This is a genomic window from Latilactobacillus curvatus JCM 1096 = DSM 20019 (assembly GCF_004101845.1).
Classification (GTDB): Bacteria; Bacillota; Bacilli; order Lactobacillales; family Lactobacillaceae; genus Latilactobacillus; species Latilactobacillus curvatus.
Genome location: NZ_CP026116.1, coordinates 1,443,134 through 1,460,160 on the forward strand (window position 1 = coordinate 1,443,134; position 17,027 = coordinate 1,460,160).

General features: G+C 41.5%; 15 protein-coding genes, 1 tRNA gene and 2 pseudogenes. 2 read left to right on the forward strand and 16 right to left on the reverse strand.

Translation table 11 applies throughout. The annotated features are described in order from the left end of the window. Positions 1-279: 279 nt before the first annotated feature. The 6 genes from LCU_RS07535 to yycF form a co-directional block, all read right to left on the reverse strand. Positions 280-1,518, reverse strand: a complete 1,239-nt coding sequence (locus tag LCU_RS07535; protein WP_039099541.1) for a S1C family serine protease — start codon at positions 1,516-1,518, stop codon at positions 280-282. 169 nt (positions 1,519-1,687) lie between these two features. Then, the gene (locus LCU_RS07540; RefSeq protein WP_004271122.1) at positions 1,688-2,494 is read right to left on the reverse strand and encodes an MBL fold metallo-hydrolase; all 807 of its coding nucleotides are present in this window, start codon (positions 2,492-2,494) and stop codon (positions 1,688-1,690) included. A gap of 36 nt (positions 2,495-2,530) precedes the next feature. After that, positions 2,531-3,346, reverse strand: coding sequence for a two-component system regulatory protein YycI (locus tag LCU_RS07545; RefSeq protein WP_056966153.1), 816 nt, complete (start codon positions 3,344-3,346; stop codon positions 2,531-2,533). 4 nt (positions 3,347-3,350) lie between these two features. Further along, a complete protein-coding gene (locus tag LCU_RS07550; RefSeq protein ID WP_056966151.1) occupies positions 3,351-4,682 on the reverse strand; it encodes a YycH family regulatory protein in 1,332 nt (443 codons plus the stop codon). Then, positions 4,672-6,576 (reverse strand): cell wall metabolism sensor histidine kinase WalK, encoded by a 1,905-nt coding sequence (walK, locus tag LCU_RS07555; protein WP_056966149.1) that lies wholly within the window; start codon positions 6,574-6,576, stop codon positions 4,672-4,674. Before walK ends, LCU_RS07550 begins: the two co-directional genes overlap by 11 nt. A 9-nt stretch (positions 6,577-6,585) precedes the next feature. Beyond that, on the reverse strand, positions 6,586-7,299 hold the full coding sequence (gene yycF, locus LCU_RS07560) for a response regulator YycF (RefSeq protein ID WP_004271125.1): 714 nt from the start codon (positions 7,297-7,299) through the stop codon (positions 6,586-6,588). 228 nt (positions 7,300-7,527) lie between these two features. Here yycF and LCU_RS07565 point away from each other — a divergent pair. Then, a tRNA-Lys gene (locus LCU_RS07565) sits at positions 7,528-7,600 on the forward strand. A 990-nt stretch (positions 7,601-8,590) separates the two neighbouring features. Here LCU_RS07565 and LCU_RS10240 read toward each other — a convergent pair. The 6 genes and pseudogenes from LCU_RS10240 to LCU_RS07600 all read right to left on the reverse strand — a co-directional run bounded on the left by LCU_RS10240 (position 8,591) and on the right by LCU_RS07600 (position 13,450). Continuing rightward, positions 8,591-8,932: an ArpU family phage packaging/lysis transcriptional regulator gene (locus LCU_RS10240; RefSeq protein WP_054644093.1), complete on the reverse strand. Its 342-nt coding sequence runs from the start codon at positions 8,930-8,932 to the stop codon at positions 8,591-8,593. 67 nt (positions 8,933-8,999) lie between these two features. Further along, positions 9,000-9,413, reverse strand: coding sequence for an ArpU family phage packaging/lysis transcriptional regulator (locus LCU_RS07575; RefSeq protein WP_054644092.1), 414 nt, complete (start codon positions 9,411-9,413; stop codon positions 9,000-9,002). An 84-nt stretch (positions 9,414-9,497) separates the two neighbouring features. Then, the gene (locus LCU_RS07580) at positions 9,498-9,632 is read right to left on the reverse strand and encodes a DUF2292 domain-containing protein (RefSeq protein ID WP_162255698.1); all 135 of its coding nucleotides are present in this window, start codon (positions 9,630-9,632) and stop codon (positions 9,498-9,500) included. Between the two features lie 16 nt (positions 9,633-9,648). Then, positions 9,649-10,419 (reverse strand): annotated as a pseudogene (locus LCU_RS07585) (IS30 family transposase); the annotation flags it as partial. Between the two features lie 141 nt (positions 10,420-10,560). After that, positions 10,561-11,937: a branched-chain amino acid transport system II carrier protein gene (brnQ, locus tag LCU_RS07590; protein WP_056966962.1), complete on the reverse strand. Its 1,377-nt coding sequence runs from the start codon at positions 11,935-11,937 to the stop codon at positions 10,561-10,563. Between the two features lie 493 nt (positions 11,938-12,430). Then, a complete protein-coding gene (locus LCU_RS07600) occupies positions 12,431-13,450 on the reverse strand; it encodes an SDR family oxidoreductase (RefSeq protein ID WP_061827184.1) in 1,020 nt (339 codons plus the stop codon). Between the two features lie 173 nt (positions 13,451-13,623). Here LCU_RS07600 and LCU_RS10205 point away from each other — a divergent pair. Continuing rightward, positions 13,624-13,776, forward strand: a pseudogene (locus LCU_RS10205) (IS30 family transposase); the annotation flags it as partial. A 242-nt stretch (positions 13,777-14,018) separates the two neighbouring features. Here the strand turns inward: LCU_RS10205 and LCU_RS07610 are convergent. The 4 genes from LCU_RS07610 to LCU_RS07625 all read right to left on the reverse strand — a co-directional run bounded on the left by LCU_RS07610 (position 14,019) and on the right by LCU_RS07625 (position 16,935). After that, a complete protein-coding gene (locus LCU_RS07610) occupies positions 14,019-14,327 on the reverse strand; it encodes a hypothetical protein (protein WP_004271104.1) in 309 nt (102 codons plus the stop codon). A 143-nt stretch (positions 14,328-14,470) separates the two neighbouring features. After that, positions 14,471-14,698 carry a helix-turn-helix transcriptional regulator gene (locus LCU_RS07615; RefSeq protein WP_004271109.1) on the reverse strand — a complete coding sequence of 76 codons (228 nt, stop codon included), beginning with the start codon at positions 14,696-14,698 and terminating at the stop codon, positions 14,471-14,473. A 120-nt stretch (positions 14,699-14,818) separates the two neighbouring features. Continuing rightward, positions 14,819-15,481 (reverse strand): class A sortase, encoded by a 663-nt coding sequence (locus LCU_RS07620; RefSeq protein WP_056966448.1) that lies wholly within the window; start codon positions 15,479-15,481, stop codon positions 14,819-14,821. Between the two features lie 143 nt (positions 15,482-15,624). Beyond that, a complete protein-coding gene (locus LCU_RS07625; protein ID WP_054644091.1) occupies positions 15,625-16,935 on the reverse strand; it encodes an NCS2 family permease in 1,311 nt (436 codons plus the stop codon). Positions 16,936-17,027: the final 92 nt, after the last annotated feature.

The following is a 17,027-nucleotide window of genomic DNA, read 5'->3' on the forward strand; positions in this document are numbered from 1 at the left end:
AATTATCCGGTTACAAATCCTTTTATATCAGCGTTATTCTGGTGTTATAATAATTTTAAAAAAGTTATCCACCGCCTGTTAATTTTTTTGTGGATAACTAAAAAGACCTTTTAACCGTGTTATACCCACAATCCACAGACTTATCCACAGACGCTCGGATTTCTTCCCAGGTTACTATCCACATTGACATTTTTAAAACTTAACATTCCTGCCACTTTAGTCTGAATTTAACCAAAATAAAAAAGCCGTCAACATCTAATTGATGCTGGCGGCTTTAATTTATTTTGCTGCCGTTGTACTATCTGTTGATGCTGCTTCAGTCAACTTCACTGTTGATTTCTTCAATTCACCATTATGATAATACTGAATTTCAACCGTACTATTCATATCGTAACTGTAAAGTGTCGTGTGTAAATCAGCAACACTTGTGACATCCTTGCCACCTAAACCAACAATGACGTCGTATTTACTAATCCCTGCCTTCTTAGCAACTGAGTTGGCATTGACTGATGCAACAACTACCCCACTCTTCACAGAGGTTGGTAATTTCAAGACTGATGATTGTTGCGTTGATGAAACATTCGTCAAATCGATGACGCTAATCCCAAGCGCTGGTCGAACAACTTTCCCATTTGCAACCAATTGGTTAATAATTTTGACCACTTCGTTACTTGGAATGGCAAAGCCCATCCCTTCAACCGTTGTGCTCCCGTTAGAAGCTAACTTCATTGAATTGATCCCGATGACTTGTCCTGCAAGGTTAACTAGCGGACCACCTGAATTCCCAGGGTTAATCGCTGTATCAGTTTGAATAACGGTTGCTTGGCCAGTCGCTTGACCGGTTGTTTCATCCGTCACATCAATCGTCCGTTTCTTTGCTGAAATAATCCCTTGGGTAACAGAAGTAGCATATTCTGAGCCTAAAGGCGAACCAATCGCGAGCACTGATTCACCAGGTTTAATGCTGTCAGAATCACCAAACGTTGCGGTCTTCGTCACTTTGGCACTATCAATCTTTAAAACGGCTAAATCAGAAACGGCATCCGTTCCGACTAAGCTAGCATCAATTTTTGTGCCATCACTAAGGATGACTTCCAACTTATCTGAGCCAGAAACAACGTGATTGTTCGTGACAATGTAGGCTTTACCATCTTTCTTTTCGTAGATTAAACCTGAGCCTTCACTCGATTCTTCAAGCTCACTACTACTACTTTTTTTATTGGTACTATCCGCGCCAAAGAGCGCACTCAAATCGCCTGAATTATCTTGTTGTTTTTGCAAGTTAACAACTGACACAACCGCTTTGTTGACCTTATTAAAGGCAGTTGTTGTTTGTGAAGATGAGTTGACTTTGATATTACTAATTTTAGTGGCACCTGCTTTAGTTGGTACTTGGGCAGTGCTTGAGACAGTGTTACTTCCCATCTTTGAACCGGCATAACCAGCAACGCCACCACCGATTAGTGCTGCGATAACGGCAACAACAGCCGTTTTCATTAATCCTGAATTCTGATTCATACTAATTCACCCAAACTTTCTAATAAATTCTGTTTATTGATTATCTCTATCATAGAATGTAAATTTGAAAAAATTATGAACAAGTTACGAATATTAAATTGTTTTTCTAATCCGCATTTTAGCGAACTTATTTCGCAAAAACAACTAAAATGTCTTCTATTCAGTCTAATTACACGGCAAACAATGGATCAGCAACTGCCGGATCAGTATCTAGAATTTCAAAGTCTGTTCCCACCCCATAATCATGTTCCTTTAAGATCGACGCAACCGTCAAATGGGCCAGTTCCTTCATGTTATTTTCTTGACTCAAGTGGCCTAGGAAAACGCGTTTAGTCTGGTTTCCCATAAACGACATCAAAGCGGATGCCCCATCTTCATTCGATAAATGGCCGGTATCACTGAGAATCCGTTGTTTCAATGACCAAGGATACTTTCCCATCCGAAGCATCTCTAAATCGTGGTTGCATTCCACTAAATAAGCATCCGCATTTTCAATTGTCCCACGCACTTGATCAGAGACATAACCCGTATCGGTCAGGATTGCAAAGGCACGGTTATTATGATGGAATTGGTAGAATTGGGCAGCAGCCGCATCATGTGACACCCCATAACTTTCAATATCTAAATCACCAACTGACAAGGTACTACCCATTTCAAAAATGTGCTTGTGTTCAGCAGGCACTTCACCAATAATCGAGGCCATCGCATCCCATGTTGGTTGATTTGCGTACACGTCTATTCCGTATCGCCGGGCCAAAACACCGACACCACTACTATGATCGCGATGCTCATGGGTCACTAATAAACTGTCCACATCTTTAAGATCGCGGCCAATACTATGCATTAAATCTTGCACACGTTTCCCACTCATTCCTGCATCGACTAACACTTTATGATTAGGTGTTTCAATATACGTTGTGTTGCCAGAACTACTGCTTGCGAGCACGCTGACTTGCATTGCGTCTTTTTCTACCATGTTTTGCTCTATCCCCTTGGTCTCTTTCTAAAACAACTAAATTTCACTACGGTTCTTCATCAGCGCACCGGTAAAGGCATTAATCCGCTTAACGACGACACTCTTAGAATTCTTATTCTCAATGGCCACTTGCCAAGCTGGCACGTACACCGTACTACTATTGGCGTCCAACAAAGCACTGTATCCGAGTTTCACCCACATAATGCGTGAGTTATTCGGAATCTCATTATCTGTATATAAATCAATGACCGCGTCTTGAGCAGTCACCTTCGTACTTTCTTTTTCACGCAAAACTTGAATCTTATTCGTGTAAGTTTGCGTGTAATGACTAATCTGCCCGTCTTCTAATGTAAAAATCAACTGACCATGTTCATCCATGATCTGCCCGCCTGGGACTTTTTGCACATATACGACTTGTTGATCACTCGATAATGCGTGTGAATAGCGGTAGTCCTCCGCTTGAATCACGTTGTCTGGTTCCTTCATAAAGGCCGCCACGGCTAAGCGTTGGTTCCCTTTTTTGTAAGTCAGTGGTTTATCCAATTCACTCGTCAGTGTCATGCGCGCTTTATCAAACGAAACAGTTTGACCGGTTAGTTTGGCACTCGCCGTTTCTAATAATGTCTGATCTTTTTGTCGGCTGGCTAAATAATAACCATCCATTCGGCGCTTGGAGAGTTTCTTCACTGAAATTTGATCGTCTTTTAAATCCTTCATAATCTGGCTAGTCTGTGAACCACTAGTAATCGCCGTCGACGTTATTGTCTGACTGCCTTTCAGCGAGGCAAATAAATAGATATCCAGCGCAATAAAAATGGCGATAAAAATCATTTCAATTCTGCGAAAATCCATTCATCTAACTCCCTTCGGTTAATTCAGCTTTTTGCGCCATCAATGCGGATAAGCTACGCCAAACCCCTTTATACTGTACAAAGTAGGTTGGATTTAAATCAATCACTTGTTCGTTACTGGTTTCTTTGGTCCATTCATAACCGACTTGCACGTTTTCCACATTTTCTAGCAAGAAACCATTACTTGTCAATTGATTCAAAACAGACTCGGTACTTGGCAATGTGACTTGCTTGTCTTCAGCAGGAACGGGTACTTGCAAACTATAATTTGAAAAATCAATCTTTTGGCCAGTTGGTAAGAATTGTACTTTCACGCTCCCAAAGTTAGTCTGATAAAAGACTGGGAATCCTTCAACGTAGGTCCGATAAGCAGTCGAATTCGTTGCTTTATCATAACTATAGAAACGCATCCCTGAAAGGGCGTTACCTGTCTTTAAAAGCGCATCAAAACTGGCTTCAAAACTCTTTGTTAATGTGCTTGGTGATTTCTCATTTTCATACTTCACAAACGAAATTTCACCGGTATCATGGTTGATCGTTAGGCGTTTATACAAATTGCTGTCCGTCCCATCCGTATAAATCGCACTATTGCCTTGTTCTTTCGTATCAATATTATCCGTATTTTGTTGATTCAACAGCGTTGTGATGTAATAATTTTCGGGTTGTTGATTAACTAAATAACTATAAGGCAACAACGTTTGATCCGCTGCCACATAGAGTAATGGCTTGTGATTCAACATTTTTTCGGTCACTTTCAAATGCACATCGGCATTTTTAAGCACCTTTTTCACACGAGCTTGTGAAAAAACATTGAGTGTCGTTTGGTACACTTGATGACTTTGATCATTCATCAACCACAACTTAGGCTGTGTGCCCAACGTGATTCGAATCCGATTGAATGTCACGTTTTGACCTAAATTATTATTCTGATAACTGAAGACCTTTTTAAAAATAGCGTACGAAATATTATCAGGATATAAAAGGGTCAATGTATGATCCTCACTAATTGCCTGGTAATAATCGTCTTCGCTTAGCTTAACTTGCTTAAACTGTGCCGACTTGGCAAGCTTTAAAGTCGCTTTAAACTGTGGAATCAAACTCTCTTTTGAGTTATAAATCAACTGACTCTGATTGTCTGTCCGCCACAATAGTTGCGTCGGCAAGAAGATATCACCGATTTTTCGTTCTGTCTTACGACTTGTTGACTTAGTGGTGGTTTGACTGTCCGTTTGGTGCTCATAATGCGCGTTACTGGTCCAGATTAGCCATGATAGCCCGATACTGACGATAATGGCAGCAATCAGTATAACGCGCATTAAAAAGTTATTAAATCGCATCCCAATCACCTCCATCAGAATCAATTGGTTCATATGGCAACGAAATGTAGAATGTCGAGCCTTTACCTTCTTGGCTATCAACCCAAACACGCCCACGATGCGCTTCGATCACTTCTTTAGAAATTGCCAAGCCTAAACCAGTCCCGCCTTGTTTACGAGAACGGGCCTTATCAACCCGGTAGAAGCGATCAAAGATCTTACCAAGGTCTTTCCGTGGAATCCCTAATCCTTGATCAGAGATGCTTAAAATCACGTGACGATGTGTTTCCAATAAGCGACACGTAATCACGCCACCATCTGGTGAATATTTAATCGCATTATTCATGATATTATCGATCACCTGCATAAATTTATCGGTATCAATTTCAACCCATAAATCCCGCTTAGTGAAGTCTCGTGTAATACTGTACTTCTTATTCGGATCATCTGTTGGCAATTTGCCCGTGCTGGTTGTCAGTTTAGGCAAATCATCTTTGTGCTCTTGATCCCGCTTGATCATCATATCAAACCGATCCAGTGCATACCCAAAGAACTCGTTTAAATTAACATATTCGAGATTCATCTTTGCCGTTCCTTGATCCATTCGTGACAAACTCAATAGATCGTTGATCATTCGAATCATCCGATCAGTTTCTTCTTGGGTCACCTTTAAGAAATTGGGCGCTAGCTCTGGATCTTGCCATGCGCCATCATTCAGCGCTTCAATATAGCTCCGCACGCTTGTTAATGGCGTCCGCAATTCGTGAGACACATTCGAAACGAATTCGCGCTGTTCTTGTTCATTCTTTTGTTGTTCGGTGACATCGTGGAGCACACAAACTAAACCGGTGATATAGCCGGTTTCTTTTTGAATTAATGAAAAATCAACATGCAAGATTAAGTCGTGATCTTGTTGTTCTGAGAAATCCAAGACCATTTCCTGTTGCGTTTCTAATAGATCGCGCAAAGAATATTCATCACTGATTCGTAAAACTTTAAGCAATGACTGGCCCATTAACTCATCGCGTGTCACATTTAAAAAATCTTGGCCAGTTTCATTGATAATCGTGATATTGCCTCGTCGATCAGTCGCAATGACCCCATCAGTCATATGACTGAGCACACTATCAAGTCGCCGTCGTTCCGACTCTGACGCTTCTTGCGCCTCTTCAACCCGAACTGATAAGTTATTGACCGCAATCGCGAGTTGCCCCAGTTCATCTTGACCATAAATCTTAACTTGCCCAGAGTAATCCCCACGCGCCATTTGAATCGCTTGTTTCTTCATTTCATCAATTGGTCGGGTAATTGCCCGGGAAATAACAATCGATAATGCCATCCCTAATAAACCAGCGACTAAAGACGAGGTTAAGAAAATGACGGTAATCGACGAAATCCCCTTATAAACATCTTCCATACTAGCCCGAATATAAACGGCACCCACAACGGTATTACTATCCCCACTTGGGTTCGTCAACGGTTGGATCGCTGTATAATAGCTCCCTAGACTCTCATTGTATGCCACTTCTTGTTCGGTATGCCCAGAGTAAATAACCTGTTTCACCCGTGGGTTACGCGTCTTTTGACCAACGGTACTTTGATTATTCAAGTTCGTGACACCTCGAATGGTGCCCTTATTATCGACAACTTGAATTTCGGCAGAATTGCCCATATCGCCAATAATCTCTTTAATATTCTTGTTCGCATTACCACTATTATTCAGTAACTCATTACTAAGTTGGTTTTGAATATAGGATGTCACTTGTAAGGATTGCTTAAAATCACGCACATTCTGATATTCCAGTTGCTTCACAAAAGAAGCGCCGATAACTTCCAACGTTACCAGCAGCAACAATACGAACACAATGGCAATTTTAAAATGAATCGATTGTAGCAACCGAATTTTCTTATTCATGCGGCAAATTTACTCCTGCTCAGGATTTCTTAAGTAGTAACCAACACCCCGGCGTGTCACTAACCATTCTGGGTGGCTGGGGTTGTCTTCAATTTTTTCACGTAAACGGCGGACCGTCACATCGACTGTCCGGACATCACCGAAGTAATCATATCCCCAAACCGTTTGTAACAAGTGTTCACGGGTCATCACTTGGCCGATATGCTTGGCTAAATAATGTAACAATTCAAATTCACGATGCGTTAATTCAATCTTGTCGCCCCGTTTTGACACAATATAAGCATCAGGATGGATCGTTAAATCCCCGATGTTAATCTCGTGATTTTCTTCATTCGCTTCTTTATCTGATTGACTCGTTGTACCTTGCCGGCGTAGGTTAGCCTTAACTCGCGCCACTAATTCTCGATTTGAGAATGGTTTCGTCACATAATCATCGGCACCGAGTTCGAGGCCAATCACTTTATCGATTTCAGAATCTTTAGCCGTCACCATAATAATTGGCATATCATGCGATTTACGCACTTGGCGGGCTACTTCTAGCCCATCAATCTTCGGTAACATCAGATCTAATAGAATTAAATCTGGGACAGCCTCTTCAACTTGTTGTAAGGCTTCTTCACCATCATAAGCCGTGTAGACTTCGTAACCCTCTTTGGTTAGATTAAATTTAACAATGTCAGAGATCGGTTTTTCATCATCAACGACTAGTATTTTTTTAGCCATGTGCGGATCCTCCTTGAATGTGGATGCTTTGCCTTCTATTATACTCATTTTCAGAAGGCAATTCAAAATTAGGTCAATTCCTACCAACTGGATTAACGGCATTGTTAATCCCTATAACGATTAATTCTTACGCGCTCAGTAACTTTATTCAAAAAAAATACAAATAACTGTTTACAAAAGTTTGTTTAATATGCTATGATATTTAAGTCGTAAGGCGAGACATCATATGGGTGGTTAGCTCAGCTGGCAGAGCAACGGACTCTTAATCCGTGGGTCCAGGGTTCGATCCCCTGACCACCCATCAAGTATACATGATAAGTCGTTATAGAGGTGCTTAGGCATTGATATAACGGCTTTTTTATTTCTTCTTAGTAGATTATTATTCACAGTGAATACGACAAACCGTATTCAAACCCGTATTCACGTATTCAACAAAAATCACGCACGGGGCATATACATAACTTACTGCAGGCGGTCAGATTAGTGGCCGTTTTTTAATTTGGACTAACTTCATTAGCCAACGATTTAAGTTAAACATAGACTGTTAAAAACATACTAGCAACCATTAGCATTCATTTTTATTAAATTTATGGTTTCCGTCGTAAATCGCGACTGTATTCATTAGATAAGGGGGTGCCTCCAGTTTTGGACAGACGTTTCAAACGGGCCCAAGTTTAGCTTGGTTGTATTTTTCGACCTAGATAATATCTAGGGGTAACGTTTCGTTACTCCATATGTTTCTATATCAAAACACATCTGCTCAAGCTTGAGCCAATTTATATCTAATTGAGTAGCACGGAATTTTCCGCTGTACTCATTTTATTTTGACCTAATAGAACGATCTGTTATGGCAGGTTATTTCACGGTTCGACAAACCGCCCTATTTTAGGGCCTCCTTTTTCTAAACTACCGTTTCGGTACCTCAGATTGCTTCCATGCAATTAGCCGAAACCAAAGATGGATTGGGCAACATCTCGTTAAAATCAACGGTATCTAAAGTTAATTAGGGCCGAATTTTCGGCCGTACTGTTTCTATAATTGGCTAAGTATCTGACGCACCATATCAGTGCATTAGATGCTGTTGTAATATACTAACTCATCTTTAAGGAGTCATCAATTCGGTGACTCCTTCTTTAGGGCCTCTAAAATCTCTAAATAAATTAATGTTAGGTTTTGTTAGGTTTTATGTCCAACAAAAGCTAATTCACGTAGGTTTACATTGGATAAACCAATAATGGCTTGTCCTATTCAATTACTAATCCATAAACTAGCCTGCGAAATTTTGCGCAACCTACTTATAAACAAGCAACTCTTGATTATTATAGCTTTCGGCAAAAGCTAATAACGCCCTATTCTTAAACCGATTATAACTAGACCTGCTATACCCTATCGTATCCGCTATATATTGCCTTGTTTTATGACTACCGTCTAAGTAACACATATTAATAATGGATGCTTGCGTGTCTTCCATTCCTCCTACAATCGCTTGAATACACTTTAAATCACGCTTAGCCTGCTCGTGTAAGGGATGACTAGTATTTACCGTGGCTAGCCGTCTAATCGTGCCATAGCTCTTTAACAGCTTCCTGGCGTTGTTGATACTTGCTTGTTGGTTTATTCGGTCAATGATCATACTGCTTCACTCCTTAAGTATTAATTCAATTTTGATGGCATCCTAAATCAGGACTGCATCCCCGTTATCAATGCTCCTTGAATATTAATAAGCCTTCACTAGGGTAGGACTCGGCAAACTCTAGCAAAGCCTGCTTCTTATGCTTCTTGAATGATGATGCTGTTATACCTAGTTCACCGCAGATATAAGCCATGGTTAATTTACCAGCACTTAAATACTGCATCTTTAGCAATTCCCTGTTAATTACCGTTAACTTACTTAAAGCCACGTCTATGTATTCTAGGGTCTGCCGTGCCTCGAGTGTTTTAACCGCCCGTTTCTCGGTTGTATTATCACTGCTAAAAGACTTTGGCGCATGATCACAAATAGGACTCTTTAAATGACTGGCACTACCTGCAATATGTTTCACTCGCCAATATCGCTTTAATAATCTATCTGCTTGCTGTCTGCTCTTATCCTCATCAATATCAAAAAGAAACACTCTGACACCTCCAACATATTAAAAAGGGATGCACTATTGCCATGTACTAGCAGTAACGCATCCCTTTGGTTTTCCAATCAGGTATTAAACTAATTTAGTCTTGTCTGTTCGTTCAATGAACACCACCTTATTATTTTGAGTTGTAACAGTTAAGCTCCCATAACTTGGTAACTGATATTCTTTGCTTTGCTGTTGATCCGTAATAATAATTTTGACCATCATATCACCTCTAAATATCAATCCCAAATTCTTCAGTTAGTTGATGGTGTTTAGCGAATTCCTTGCCACGGTCGGGCGTAATCGTACCCAAGTGTTCTGGTGGCAGATCTTTTAGTAGTCTTCGAATAGTAGTGGTCACACTGGCTAAGTTTTTCTTAGCTGCTTTGTGCATTATTAAGTATCTTGAACAACGGTCAACCATTGTGACCACACAAGATCTGCCAGTTTTGCCAGCTACAGTATCCAGCTCCCAGTGGCCAATCTGAGTCCGCTTATTGGCAGACTCAGGTCGTTCTTGGAGTGTATGCGATATAGGAATCTTCCCGCGACGTTCCTCATAACCTTTTTTATGGCGCGATTTACCATGATGTCTAAGCTTTCTGATCACCCCTCTGGCACCTCGTGATGAAAGCTTCTGATCAAATAAACCGGAGTAGATGCCACGATAAATCGTGGTGTAGCTGATCTGAAATGATGAGGTCTCTAATTTTAAGCGTGCGGCAATTTCTTCTGGTGACCATTGTAGATCCAAGAATAAATGCCGGATTAATTGAAGCAATTGGTGATCAGAAAGTAGCGACCGGCGTCCACAATGAGATTTTTGAGCTTCGTAGCGCTCTTGAGCAACAGAAGGTGAATATGCCGATCTATTTCGCGATAACTCACGGCTAACTGTCGCCGTTGCTCGACCAATTGTTTGGGCAATTGAAGTCAGTGAAGCCTGATTATTATGCATCAGGAATATCGTTTCGCGTTCACTCATGGTAAGATGTTTGTATGGGCTCATGATTATGTGCTCCCTTCGATGGTTGTCTTCGCAAACACCATTTTACAGGGATTCATATCATGAGTCTCTTTTGTTGCACTTAAAGTATAAATTCAAGGCAATAAAAAACGTTCACCGCAAGTGAACGTTTTTTTGACTTACCTATTTAGTTTGTGAAACGGTGTTGCGGGCGCTAACACGTTTGAAGACGTGGACGGCAACCCCTAAAACGGTACCGACTAAGGCAGGGACTAACCAAGCTAAGCCGTAGTTGGCGAATGGCAAGTATGCCTGTTCGAAGCCAGTCATCGCTTTACCGAAGCTACTTTGGCTGACGACCGCTGGAAAAGCAGTTACCATGTCGAAAAAAGCAGGAACAACGGTAAAGAGAACAACGAATTTATACACGACTGGGTCTTTGTGGAACAGTGGTGAAGCGACTGACAATAAAATCAAGACCATTGATAGTGGGTATAAGAACATCAACATTGGCGTTGACCAAGCGATGATTTGATTTAAACCGATATTAGCGGTCAAGAATGATGCCAGAGTAGTTAGAACTAACCAAGTGCGGTAGCTAACTTTGGGAAAATGTTTATGAAAGTCTTGGGCAAAAGCCGCAACTAAACCGATCGCCGTGGTTAAGCAAGTGACGGTGATCAAAGTGGCTAAGATGGCCTGACCAGCGACGCCCATATAATGATTGACAATTTGGTCAAAAGCGATGCCGCCATTAGCGGAAACTTTGAATTTACCTAAGGACATCGCGCCAACGAAGATCAAACCAACGTAGATGACGGCGATCATTGCCATTGCGAAGACACCGGCACGGGCAGTGACCAGCGCGACACTGTTAGCGCGTTTTTTGCCTAAGGTGCGAACGGCGGTAACTACGGTGACCCCGAAGGCTAAGCCAGCTAAGGCGTCCATCGTGTTATAACCTTGCAAGAAACCATTGACGAAAGAGCCTGATGTATAAGCAGCGGTGGCGTGTTGAACACCGGCGTGGCCCATTGGTGAACTAAAAGCTAAGAAGAAAACGCCAGCTAATAAGACTAAGAAAACTGGATTTAATAACTTACCGATATTGTTGACGATTTTATTTTCCTCTAATGAGAAAAAGAGGGCTAAGCCGAAGAAAACAGCGGAGAAAACTAATAAACCAACTGTTTGGAAATTCTTTGGTACTAGTGGCGCTAAGCCAACCGTGTAGGAAACGGTGGCTGTTCGTGGTGTACCAAAAAGTGGGCCGATGGTGCCGTGGATCAAGATCATGAATAAGAGCGCGAATACGGGACCTAAAGGCCGCCCAACATCATAGACACCTTCGGAACGAGTGATACTGATTGCTAAAACGGATAATAATGGCAATAACACACCAGTGACTAAGAAGCCAAGCGCGGCAGGCACCCAATTCTGTCCCGCTAGCTGGCCTAAATGTAATGGAAAAATCAAGTTACCAGCACCAAAGAATAGACCAAAAAGCATTGAACTAACCACGAAATAATCGCGTTTAGTGAGTTTACGTTCCTCTAACATAAGCAGCACTCCTTAAATTTTGTAGGTTGTGGAAATGTGGTTCAAAGACTAAGCGTCTGTTGCCCCACGTTTAAATCATGAGTGTTGCCATTGCTAAGTCGACTTTAGTAATGGCGGCGATCATCCTGCGCGGGAATGATCACGATAAACAAAAAACGCCCAAACCTGAAAAATTACTTTCAGATAAGGACGTTAATAAACGTGTTACCACCTTGATTTGCCATTTTCTCACGAAAACAGCCTCTTCGGGTACAAGCACCAATTGGTACGAAATACCCTAGCTCGATAATGGGAGCCCCCAATGAACGCTCAAAGATGATTTTCTAATTGTCGCACCTTGACGTCCTTGCACCAAACGACGCTCGCTTAACTGGTGAATACAATTATACTTTTCTTATCACAGCGTTTAATTTTCTCATTGATTTATAATGTTTCTATAATTTAACGCGATTTTAAGTGTTTGTCAAGGGGGTGATAAAAATAAATTTATAATTTAAGGCAGTAGTCCATATTGAATTAACGTGTCAATGCTATCTAATACGATGGTCGTATTATCAAAATGTGGCTGCCATTTTAGGATATCTTGCGCTTTTTGGGTACTCAACTGACGATTGACGTGCACTAATAAATTGCCTTCGCGGGCGGTCTGGTTGAACAAAGCAGCGCTGCTTAAAAGCAAGTTCGGCATCGTTTTAGTGGGAATGTTTTGGGCAATTTGCGGTCGTTTTTGGCGAATCAGTGCTGCTATCTCTGGTAGTGATATCTGACCAGCAGCACTAGCCAGAAAACGTTGCCCGCCAGCGTGAGGTGCGGTCAGCGCACGAATGTGTAAGTCAGCAACATCGCGCACATCGATCAGATTGAGTGGGATATTGGGAATCATTTTGGGACGACCGTTAAGTAAATTTTTCAATAGATCGAAGCTGCCAGAAACGTGGGCGTCTAATGCTGGGCCCATGATCGCCACCGGATTGATCGTAGTCAGTTCTAAACTGCCGTGACTTTGTTCAATAAACTGCCAGGCAGCCTGTTCGGCGATCAGTTTGAATTTTTCATAGGCCGATAAGCCTTTTTCGTTAGGATCAGTCCAATCGGCTTCAGTGGTGATGCTCGTTTGGTCGTGATTACTGAAGCCGATGGCGCCAAAGTTGGCGGTCATGACAACACGCTTGACGTGGGCCTGTTGGGCGGCCTTTAAAATGCGTAAAATACCCTCGGTGGCAGTTGTGTCGCTGTTCGGGTCATTGGAAAAAACGGGTGATGCTACACTTAGCACGTAGTCGATGTTCTGCATGGCTGTCGCCCAGCCAGCATCTTGAGTGAGATCAGCGGCGACAAAACTTAAATTTTCGCGGTGTTGCGCCTGATTTTCTTTTAGGGCGGTGCGGACGGTGGTTTGTTTGTCGAGTTGGCGTAAGGTGGCACGGACGTGATAACCTTGATTTAAAAGTTGTAAGATAATGTGCAGACCCAGATAACCGTTGCCGCCGGTAACTAATACGTTTTTTGTCATGATGTTATGCTCCTATTCCCTAATGAGGGTTAATTTAATCAGTCATGTATGCTATGCCGTTAAGTAGCATGATCCTTGTTTATGGCTTCTTTTTGTTTATAATAGTCCCTAGAGTATACTCTAGGGCAAGCAAAAGAACACTATTTCAACGCAGCGATTTTTACCGTAGTTGAATGATCCGCCGCGATGTACCCAAGGGTCTATCCATGGATATTTTGGGTCCTCATGATATCCAAGCAGTTGAGTCAAAGCTAAACAATTTACCGCGCCGGCAAACTGGCTATCAAACACCCAAAGAGCTTTTCTCCGCTGCTTCCGCCGGTTAAGTTAAGTCCATAAAATATGAATATTAATGAAAATACTGATTTAATAGGATTTATCGTGTGGCTAATCTGTTCTTGCAATTTGGGAGTAAAATTAATCATTGGTGCTAACCACTCCTTTACTTAGAACCTAGGTTTTATCAGGTTATTAACCAACCCCCTATATATTAGGGGGCCAAGCGTTCATATAGCACGCTCAACGCACATCTCTTTTTTTTACATAAAATTCCCTAAATCGGAAATTCTTATCCAAGTTGATAGGCCCGCGAAATGCTACGTTCGGATATATTAAACGTCCAATTTATTTCTTTTTCGTTCTTAATCTGATAACCAGCGATTAACATCGCGCCTTTCATTGCACCATTTAATACATAAAAGCCAAGTGGTGTACGTTCAAAAATATGTTTAATCTCGTATGATGACCGCTGACTGCTAAAAGTTTTAATTGGTTTCAAGGTTGTTAGCACCCAATTAACGAGTACCACTTGTTCATCCGCTGATAATTCATTGAATAATTTAGGCGCGTTAGTTTCTTCAAATTTATCTCCAACCACTCTTAGTAGGTGGCCTCATTCCAATGATTTTCAAATAAAAAACGTCATCCAATAGATGACGTTTTTATGTTTATGCGTATAGAGCCTTTTGATTATATTTAACATATTGTTTACCAAAGCTAACAACCATTCCTGATATCTTCTTAGCGACTGGATAAAGCACAAGCCCAATAATGAATAATGCCAGACATGAAATCAATTGGAATACCATAAAGCACACTAAGTGTTTTTAAAACATGAACGTTTGGTAATGTTTTATCTTGCTCCCATCTAGAAACCGTTTGACGTGTAACAAACAAATTCTGTGCAACTTGTTCCTGCGTCACCCCAACATTCATCCTAGCTTCCTTTAAAGCATTCCCAACTGACATTTTGCCACCTCCGCTATAAACCTAATTTAACGAATTAACCCCCACAAAAACAAGCAACAAATCTGTTGCATCCCTGCTATTAAAGCATTTCAACTCACTGGCAGTCTTTTATTTCCCGGGTTAATTCCCGAAAACAGCTAACATTTTCTTTGTTGCCTTTTGGGTCTTCACGAGTTCACCTTGAATACACCATCTGCGGACCGTTTTATCACAGGTAATCAGTGTCACCATTTTACGACCTGGTACATCATCGATGACTTTTACGTCGTATGGACTGATTGAAGCTTTGTAATCAACTTTGTACGTGTAGACTTTTTCCATATCCGTTAAGTAGACCTTATCGCTGACGCGCACATTTTCAAGTGGCAGAAAGATGTTTTGGAAAGAATGCCCTGCTAAAGCATAATTGTTAACTGCACCCATTTGCTGATCAGGTTTCATTGTGCCTCCACCTTGAGCCATTGTGTCCTCTGAGACGCCTTTCATGACTGGCAAGGCCATCTTGACACTTGGAATTGCAACTTTTCCTAAGACAATCACATCGCCTTTAATAGCGGCATTCACAATCTGTTTTGTATCGAGTGAATCAACCTTATCAAAATCAAAGCTCGCTTTTTTATGTTGGTTTTTCTTAATTTGAGCAGCTGTGACGTCCATCTGACGATGCGCCATCATTTTAACCAGTTGGTTGCGGATTGGATTGATGAAGACCAACACTAATCCAACCACTAACAGAATGGCTAATAAGCCATTAATTAATCGGTTTCTTGTCTTTTTTTGCATAACAGTTTAAGCCCTTCACTAGTATTTACGACTATTGTAACACACTATTTTATATTTACCGGCTCTAAATCCTTGTGATTCGCAATTAATAACAGCAACACATAAAAACGCACAACCGAAACTTTCGGCTGTGCGTTTGTTGTTTATTTTACGTTTAAGATGTACATAAAGACCACGAAAACAAAGAATAAAACATACATAATTGGATGAATTTCTTTGCGACGACCAGCTGTAATCATTGTGATTGGATAGACGATAAAGCCCAATGCAATCCCGTCAGAAATACTGTAAGTCAGTGGCATGCCTAGAACGATTAAGAAGGCAGGAATTGCAATTTCTAATTTTTCCCAGTCAATTTTCTTCAATGATTGAGCCATTAAAACACCGACAATCACTAATGCGGGGGCCGTCACTTGTGACGTGACAACCGTCAATAATGGTGAGAAGAATAAACTGAAGACGAATAACACACCCGTCACAACGGCCGTTAAACCAGTTCGACCACCAACAGCAATCCCAGCGGACGATTCGACAAAGGCCCCAACTGGTGATGTTCCGAGTAATGACCCAGCTAACATGGCCGTTGAATCTGATACCAAAGCTTTCCCAACGCGGGGCATCTTGTTATCTTTCATGAAGCCGGCTTGTTCAGCTAAACCGACCAATGTCCCGGCGGTATCAAAGAAGGTCACTAATAAGAAAGTGAGTACAACGACCCACATTTGAACGGTGTTGATATCGCCAATGTGATTTAAACCAGCTAAGAAAGTGGGTTTCAAACTTGGCGCAGCTGCAACAAAGTGTGTTGGCAACTTAATTAGGCCACTGATGGCTCCCACAATTGAGGTTAGAAGCATCCCGATAAAGATTGCTCCTGGTACTTTACGGACCATTAAAATAACGGTAATGATTAAGCCGAAAACAGTTAACCAAGTCGTCCCTTGCGAGAAGTCCCCCAAACCAACAACGGTTGATTTGTTCGCAACAATCAAGCCACCACCGTGTAAACCGATGAAAGCCACAAACATCCCGATCCCAGCTGAAATCGCTAGTTTCATATTCCGCGGAATGGCATCAATAATGATTTCCCGTAGCTTAAAGACAGTAATCAACATGAAGATTAATGAAGCCACAAATACACCCGCTAAGGCCGTCTGCCATGACACACCCATCCCGATAACCACTGAATAACTGAAAAAGGCATTAATCCCTAAAGCTGGTGCGGTTGCAATTGGGTATTTAGCATATAACCCCATCAAGAAACACCCGATCGCACTTGCTAATGCTGTGGCTGCAAAAACAGCCCCTTTATCCATCCCTGAATCACCTAAAACGCTCGGGTTAACGAATAAAATATAAACCATTGAAATAAATGTGGTGAATCCTGCTAGGATTTCCCGTTGCACTGTTGAATGTTGTTCTTCAATCCCGAAGAAGCGACTTACTCTTTCCATAACGACTCCTCTAAACCAACTAATTTTCCCACTATCTTTTTAGTGGTAATGTGTGTATAATACTGACTGGTGCCAAACCCATGAGAATGAAA